Origin of the sequence: Ideonella alba (genome assembly GCF_018069845.1) — a bacterium.
Taxonomy (GTDB): Bacteria; Pseudomonadota; Gammaproteobacteria; order Burkholderiales; family Burkholderiaceae_C; genus Ideonella; species Ideonella alba.
This window is the reverse complement of record NZ_JAGQDD010000002.1, coordinates 458823-465838: the sequence shown is the minus strand read 5'-3', so window position 1 is coordinate 465838 and position 7016 is coordinate 458823. Positions and strand designations below refer to the sequence as shown.

At 71.8% G+C, this 7016-nt stretch carries 7 protein-coding genes; 3 read left to right on the top strand and 4 right to left on the bottom strand.

Features of this window, described 5'->3' with window-relative positions; genetic code table 11:
- The first annotated feature begins 385 nt into the window (after positions 1–385).
- The 3 genes from KAK03_RS05805 to KAK03_RS05795 are packed head-to-tail and all read left to right on the top strand — an operon-like array spanning position 386 to position 2967.
- Positions 386–1129, top strand: a complete 744-nt coding sequence (locus KAK03_RS05805) for a metallophosphoesterase family protein (RefSeq protein WP_210852228.1) — start codon at positions 386–388, stop codon at positions 1127–1129.
- Positions 1119–2630 carry a serine/threonine protein kinase gene (locus KAK03_RS05800; protein WP_210852227.1) on the top strand — a complete coding sequence of 504 codons (1512 nt, stop codon included), beginning with the start codon at positions 1119–1121 and terminating at the stop codon, positions 2628–2630. The genes KAK03_RS05805 and KAK03_RS05800 overlap by 11 nt, the downstream gene beginning before the upstream one ends.
- A gap of 1 nt (position 2631) precedes the next feature.
- Positions 2632–2967: a YkgJ family cysteine cluster protein gene (locus tag KAK03_RS05795; protein WP_210852226.1), complete on the top strand. Its 336-nt coding sequence runs from the start codon at positions 2632–2634 to the stop codon at positions 2965–2967.
- On the opposite strand, the gene KAK03_RS05790 is transcribed toward KAK03_RS05795, so the two are convergent.
- The 4 genes from KAK03_RS05790 to KAK03_RS05775 form a co-directional block, all read right to left on the bottom strand.
- Positions 2968–3756, bottom strand: coding sequence for an SDR family NAD(P)-dependent oxidoreductase (locus KAK03_RS05790; RefSeq protein WP_210852225.1), 789 nt, complete (start codon positions 3754–3756; stop codon positions 2968–2970).
- A gap of 11 nt (positions 3757–3767) precedes the next feature.
- On the bottom strand, positions 3768–4688 hold the full coding sequence (locus KAK03_RS05785) for a DMT family transporter (protein ID WP_210852224.1): 921 nt from the start codon (positions 4686–4688) through the stop codon (positions 3768–3770).
- The gene (locus tag KAK03_RS05780; protein ID WP_210852283.1) at positions 4689–6260 is read right to left on the bottom strand and encodes a gamma-glutamyltransferase family protein; all 1572 of its coding nucleotides are present in this window, start codon (positions 6258–6260) and stop codon (positions 4689–4691) included.
- Between the two features lie 62 nt (positions 6261–6322).
- Entirely contained in the window at positions 6323–7009 is a 687-nt protein-coding gene (locus KAK03_RS05775; RefSeq protein WP_210852223.1) for a hypothetical protein, read from the bottom strand.
- Positions 7010–7016 lie beyond the last annotated feature (7 nt).

Here is a 7016-nt window from a genome sequence, read left to right as displayed (position 1 = left end):
AAGGCCGGGCCGGCGGCCCGCCAGGGCCGGCAGCCTGTTTCGGCGCAGGGTCATGTCCGCGCAGCGGACGTGAGCCGCAGCCAAAATCGAATGCACGTGCAGAAGGCACTCATGGAGTACCTTCTGCTCGGCCGGATCGGCTGAAGGCCGGGCCGGCGGCCCGCCAGGGCCGGCAGCCTGTTTCGGCGCAGGGTCATGTCCGCGCAGCGGACGTGAGCCGTAGCCAAAATCGAATGCACGTGCAGAAGGCACTCATGGCGTACCTTCTGCTCGGCCGGATCGGCTGACGCATTGGCCTGCCCTTGATCTGGGGCAAGCGAGCGATCAGCGTCCTGTCAGGCGCCCGGCGCAAGCTCCCCGCAGGAGACAACAAGGGTTCACAACGATGAAACTCGCCCTGATCACTGACCTGCATGCCAACCGCGAGGCGGTGCAGGCGGTGCTGGACCATGCCAAGGCCGCCGGCGCGCAGCGCTACGCATTCCTGGGCGACTATGTCGGCTACGGTGCCGATCCCGGCTGGGTGGTCGACACCGTGCGCGAGTACGTGGCCGCTGGCGCGATCGCCGTCAACGGCAACCACGATGCCGGCTGCGTCCAGGAAATCTCGCCCAACATGCGGCCGGACGCCCGCCAGGTGGTGGAGTGGACCCGCGCGCAGCTCACGCCCGCCCAACTGGCCTTCCTGGCCGAGCGGCCGATGTCGCACACCGAGGGTGACATGCTCTTCGTGCACGCCAACGCCTTTGCGCCGGCCGAGTGGGAGTACATCCAGGGCCGGATCGAGGCGGTGCGCAGCCTGCATGCCACCACCTGCCACTACACCTTCTGCGGCCACATGCACGAGCCCAAGCTGTTCCACCTGTCGGGCACCGGCAAGGCGGGCGACTTCGTGCCCACGCCCGGCGTGCCGATTCCGGTGCCGCCGCACCGCCAGTGGCTGATCGTGCCCGGCTCGGCCGGTCAGCCGCGTGACGGCAACCCGGCCGCCTGCTACGCGATGTTCGACCTGCGCGAGCAGACCCTGAGCTTCCAGCGCGTGCCCTACGACCACGAACTGGCGGCCGCCAAGATCCGCGCCGCCGGCCTGCCGGAGCGCCTTGCCGACCGCCTGGCCCATGGACAGTAGCAGCAGCTTCGCCGGCGGCAAGGGGCCGGCGCCGGATGCCGGGCAACGTGTACTGCAGGTGGGCGAGGTCATCGACGGCTTCCGCCTCGAAGAGCGTCTGCACCAGGGCGGCATGGCCACGCTGTGGCGCGTGCAGCGCGTCGACGACCAGGGCCGGCCGCTGGCCGACAACCCGCCGCTTCCGCTGATCATGAAGGTGCCGCGCATCAAGGGCGGCGAAGACCCGGCCACGATCGTCGGCTTCGAGGTCGAGCGCATGATCATGCCGATGCTCTCGGGGCCGCACGTGCCGAAGTTCGTCGCCAAGGGCGACTTCACGCGCCAGCCCCACATCGTCATGGAGCACATCCCGGGCGAGACCCTGCGCCCGCGCCTGGACCAGGCGCCGCTGGCGCTGGACGAGGTGGTCGAGATCGGCTCGCGCGTGGCACAGGCGCTGCACGAGCTGCACCGGCAGAACGTGGTGCACCTGGACATCAAGCCCAGCAACATCCTGTTCCGCCCCGACGGCACCGCGGTGCTGGTCGACTTCGGCCTGTCGCGCCACGACCACCTGCCCGACCTGCTGGACGAGGAGTTCACGCTGCCCATGGGCACCGGGCCCTACATGTCGCCCGAGCAGGTGCAGTTCGTCCGCAACGACCCGCGCAGCGACATCTTCGCGCTGGGCGTGATGCTCTACCACTTCACCACCGGCGAGCGCCCCTTCGGCGCCCCCACCTCGGTCAGCGGCCTGCGCAAGCGGCTGTACGTAGACCCGGTGCCGCCGCGCGCGCTGCGCAGCGACTGTCCGCCCTGGCTGCAGGAGCTGATCCTGAAGTGCCTGGAGGTCAAGCCCGAGCACCGCTACCAGAGCGCCGCGCAGCTGTCACTCGACCTGCAGAACCCCACGCAGATCGCGCTGACGCGGCGCGCCGAGCGCCTGCAGCAGTCCAGCGCCTTCAAGCGCATGAAGCGCTGGTTCTTCGCGCTGGGCAGCGAGCCCGACAACCGCGCGGTCAGCGCGTCCGAGCTGGTCAAGAAGAGCCCGATCATCATGGCCGCGGTGGACATCGACTCGGCCTCGAGCCAGCTGCTCGAGCAGCTGCGCGAGACCGTGCGCCGCATCGTGCTGACCGAGCCCGGCGCGCGCCTGGCCTGCGTCAGCGTGATGAAGACCGCGCGCATCGGCATGGACGAGCTGGTCGACGCCGAAGGCCGCAGCGTGCACGTCAAGCAGCTGGTCAACCTCAAGCACTGGGCACGGCCGATCAGCAAGTCGCTGAACCTGGACGACGGCCGGCTGACCTTCCATGTGCTGGAAGCGCCGGACCCGGCGGCGGCCATCATCGACTTCGCCAAGCGCAACCACGTCGACCACATCGTGATGGGTGCGCGCGGCCAGTCGGCGCTGCGCCGCTACCTGGGCAGCGTGTCCTCGCAGGTGGTGGCCGAGTCGGACTGCACCGTCACCGTGGTGCGCGCCGAGACGCCGGCCGACGACGACTACGTCCCCTTCTGACGTGGCCGAGGCCGACAACCCCTGCGTCCGCTGCGGCGCCTGCTGCGCCGCCTTCCGGGTGGACTTCTCGGTGGAGGAGCTGGACAGCCGCTTCGGCCGCGTGCCCGACGGCCTGACGGTCGAGGTCACCGACGGCACCTGCCGCATGCGCGGCACCGACCACGCCCAGCCGCGCTGCGCGGCCCTGGTGGGCACGGTGGGCGTGCAGGCCCACTGCGGCATCTACGAGTGGCGGCCGTCGCCCTGCCGCGAATTCGGCCTGCTGGCGCCGCTGGGCCGTGGCGACGAGGCCTGCAGCCGCGCCCGCGCGCGGCATGGCCTGCCGCCTTTGGTGTGATCAGAAACTGCCGGGGTAAGCGCCGCCGTCGATCAGCAGGTTCTGGCCGGTGAGAAAGCCGGCCTGCGCACTGCAGACGTAGGCGCACAGCGCACCGAACTCGGCGGGCGAGCCGAAACGCCGCGCGGGCGCGACCTGGCGGCGCTGATCCATCACCGCCTCCAGCGGCTGGCCGCTCTTCGCCGCGGCACCTTCCATCGTCTTGCGCAGGCGGTCGGTGTCAAACGCGCCGGGCAGCAGGTTGTTGATGGTGACGTTGCGGCTGGCCAGGCGCGGCTGGCGCGACAGGCCGGCGATGAAACCGGTCAGGCCGCTGCGCGCGCCGTTGGACAGGCCCAGGATGTCGATCGGCGCCTTCACCGCGCCCGAGGTGATGTTGACGATGCGCCCGAAGCCGCGCTCGGCCATGCCGTCGACCACCGCCTTGATCAGCTCGATCGGGGTCAGCATGTTGGCGTCCAGCGCCGCGATCCAGGCCGCGCGGTCCCAGTCACGGAAGTCACCCGGCGGCGGTCCGCCGGCGTTGTTGACCAGGATGTCGACCTGCGGGCAGGCGGCCAGCGCGGCGGCGCGGCCCTCCGGCGTGGTGATGTCGCCGGCCACGGTGCGCACCGTGATGCCCGGGGATGCCGAGCGCAGCTCGGCCGCAGTGGCCTCCAGGGCCTCGGCGCCTCGCGCCGTGATCACCAGGTGCACGCCCTCGGCCGCCAGCGCCTGTGCGCAGCCCTTGCCCAAGCCCTTGCTGGCCGCACACACCAGGGCCCAGCGGCCCGCGATCCCCATGTCCATCGCTCGTCCTCCTATCGCCAACGGGCGAGCAGCCACACGCCGCTCATCACCAGCACCGTGCCGGCCAGCAGCCAGGGCGTGAAAGGCTCGCCCAGCAGCCACACCCCCATCGCGATCGTCGACAGCGGCCCGATCATGCCCACCTGGGCGGTCATGGCCGAGCCGATGCGCTCGATCGCCATCATCACCATCAGCACGGGTGCAAAGGTGCAGGCCAGCGCGTTGAGGGCCGACAGCGCCACCACGGGCGCCGGCACCACGGCCGCATCCCAGGGCCTGAAGAGCGCGAAATGCAACAGGCACAGCACGCAGGCCGCGCTGCTGGCCAGGCCGGTCAGGCGCATCGACCCCAGCCGGCCCACCACCTCGCCGCTGGCCACCAGGTAGACCGAATAGCTGACCGCGCTGCCGAACACCAGCGCCGCGCCCAGCGCCACCGCGCCGCCCTGCAGCGTCAGCTCATGGCCGAAGACCACCAGCGCGCCCGAGTAGCTGATCGCCGCCGCCAGCCACTGCCGGGTGCTGACATGCCGCTTGAACCACAGCACCGAGATCACCATCACGATGGTCGGGCCCAGGTACAGGATCAGCCGCTCCAGGCTGGCGCTGATGTACTGCAGGCCGGCGAAGTCCAGCATGCTGGCCGCGTAGTAGCCCGAGAAGCCCAGGCCCCAGACCGCCAGCCAGTCGCGCCGCGTCAGCGCGGCCTGGCCGCGGCTGGCCCACACCGCCAGGGACAGGAACATCGGCAGCGCCAGCGCCATGCGCCAGGCCACCACCGTCACCGCGTCCACGCCGTGGCGGTACATCAGCTTGGCCAGGATGGCCTTGCCCGAGAAGGCCACGGCGCCGGCCGCGGCCAGCACGATGCCCGGCCACAGCTGATCGCCGCGGGCCGAGGCAAAGGCCGAGACGCGCGCGCCGCCGGTCATTCAGCAGCCCACCGCCGCGCCGTCGCGCCGCGGGTCGCTGGCGGCCACATAACCCTCGACCGCCGGATCGCCCAGGCGCCAGATGAACTGGCCGGCGCCGAAGTCCTGGTAGCTGTCGCTGATCGGCTCGACCTGGTGGCCGCGCTCGGCCAGGCCGGCCACGGTGGCGGCTGGCCAGTGCGCCTCGGTGTTGATCGACAGGCCCTGGTTGAAGCGCCAGCGCGGCGCATCGCAGGCGGCCTGCGGCTGCTGGCGGTGCGCCAGCATGCGCACCAGGGTCTGCACATGGCCCTGCGGCTGCATGTTGGCGCCCATCACACCGAAGGCCATGCGCGGCGCACCATCGGCATCGGTGAGGAAGCCGGGGATGATGGTGTGGAAGGGCCGGTGGCCCGGTGCCACCTGGTTGGGATGGCCATCGACCAGGCTGAAGCCATGGCCGCGGTTCTGCAGGCTGATGCCCCAGTCCGGCAGACACACGCCGGAGCCGAAGCCCATGTAGTTGCTCTGGATCCAGCTGACCATCATCCCCTGCTCGTCGGCGGCGCACAGGTAGATCGTGCCGCCGCGGCGGTGCACGTCCCCGGGCGTGCCGGCCTGGAAGACCTGCGCGCGGCGTGGGTCGATCAGGCGCGCGCGTGCGGCCAGGTAGTCCTCGTCCAGCAGGTCCTGCACGCCCACCGTCATGGCCGAGGGCTCGGCGACGAAGCGGTAGACATCGGCAAAAGCCAGCTTGATCGCCTCGATCTGCAGGTGCGCGGCCTCGGGGCCATCGGGGTCCAGCGCGCCCAGGTCGAAGCGGCGCAGGATGCCCAGCGCGATCAGCGCGGTGATGCCCTGCCCGTTCGGCGGGATCTCGTGCAGGCGGTGGCCCAGCGCGTCGACAGCGATCGGCTCGACCCACTGCGCCGCCATGCCGGCCAGGTCGGCGGTGCGCATCGAGCCGCCCTGCGCCGCCGAGGCGGCGGCCAGCGCGGCAGCCACCTCGCCGCGGTAGAAGGCCTCGCCACCACTGCGGGCGATCGCGCGCAGCGTTCGCGCGGCGCCCGGCATCGCAAAGCGCTCGCCCACGTCCGGCGCGCGCCCACGGGGCAGGAACAGCTCGGCAAAGCCCGGCTGGCGCACCAGCGACTCGACCTGCGCCGCCGCCGCCCATTTCTGCTGCACCACCACCGGCACCGCATAGCCGCGCTCGGCGATCTCGATCGCCGGCGCCAACAGGCGCTCCAAGGGCAGCCGGCCCAGGCGCTGGTGCAGCGCCATCCAGCCGGCCACCATGCCGGGCACGGTCACTGCGTCCCAGCCGCGCGCCGGGGGAGCCACCGCCTCGCCGTGGCGCTGCCGGAAATAGGCCGGCGTCCAGGCGGCCGGTGCGCGCCCCGAGGCGTTCAGGCCCTGCAGACGCTGGCCGTCCCAGACGATGCCGAAGGCGTCCGAGCCCAGGCCGTTGCTGCAGGGTTCGACCAGGGTCATGACCGCGGCTGCGGCGACCACGGCATCCGCGGCACTGCCGCCCTCGGCCAGCATGCGCAAACCGGCCTGCGCGGCCAGCGGGTGCGAGGTGGCCACCATGTTGCGCGCGAACACCGGCAGGCGGGCGCTGGGGTAGTGGCAGTGGTAGTTGAAGGAATGGTTCACAGCGGCTCCAGGGTCAGTCGGCCATCGACCAGGATCAGCTCGGACGCGGCCTCGTAGCCCGAGTCGAAACCCACCCAGGCCCAGGCCGATCCATCGGCCGCGGCCACCAGCGGGGTGGGCTGCACGCCGGACAGGGGCTTGAGTTCGGGCGGCACGGCCACGCAGTCGCGGCCGCTGCTGCTGAGATTGCCCAGCACGATGGACTCGCTGCCACCCTGGGTCTGATCGCCCTTGTCCAGGTTGAAGCGCCACTCGGCGCCCTCCCGCACACGCGCCGGCGCACGGCCGGCCGCACCAGCCTTGACGGTGACGCCCTCGCCGGGCGCGCCGCCCACGCCGATGCAGCCACCGGGCACCGTGGCCACCATGCGCAGCGCCCAGCGCACGCGGTAGCGCGCCCCGGGCTGCAGGCCGTCGATGCGGCGGGCGGTGAAGACGAACAGGTCATCGCTGTGGTTGTGGCCGGCCAGGCGCAGGCCCTGGCCGGCCAGCGGCGCGGGCAGGGCCACCACCGTCTGCGACAACTCGGAGGGCGCGGTGTCGTCGCTGTAGTCGGCCGAGCCCAGCTGCCACTGCGAGGCCTCGGCCGCGAAGCCGACGGCCAGGCCGTCGTCGCCGCCCCCGCAGGCGACCAGGGCGGCAGCGACTGCCACCAGCGCGAGGGGTCGAAGCGTGCCATGCATGCGCGGC

Bases quoted from the DNA above. Each gene is read 5' to 3' on its own strand.
- KAK03_RS05775 (WP_210852223.1), bottom strand. From the start codon at position 7,009: ATGCATGGCACGCTTCGACCCCTCGCGCTGGTGGCAGTCGCTGCCGCC.
- KAK03_RS05780 (WP_210852283.1), bottom strand. From the start codon at position 6,260: ATGGTGGCCACCTCGCACCCGCTGGCCGCGCAGGCCGGTTTGCGCATG.
- KAK03_RS05785 (WP_210852224.1), bottom strand. From the start codon at position 4,688: ATGACCGGCGGCGCGCGCGTCTCGGCCTTTGCCTCGGCCCGCGGCGAT.
- KAK03_RS05805 (WP_210852228.1), top strand. From the start codon at position 386: ATGAAACTCGCCCTGATCACTGACCTGCATGCCAACCGCGAGGCGGTG.
- KAK03_RS05800 (WP_210852227.1), top strand. From the start codon at position 1,119: ATGGACAGTAGCAGCAGCTTCGCCGGCGGCAAGGGGCCGGCGCCGGAT.
- KAK03_RS05790 (WP_210852225.1), bottom strand. From the start codon at position 3,756: ATGGACATGGGGATCGCGGGCCGCTGGGCCCTGGTGTGTGCGGCCAGC.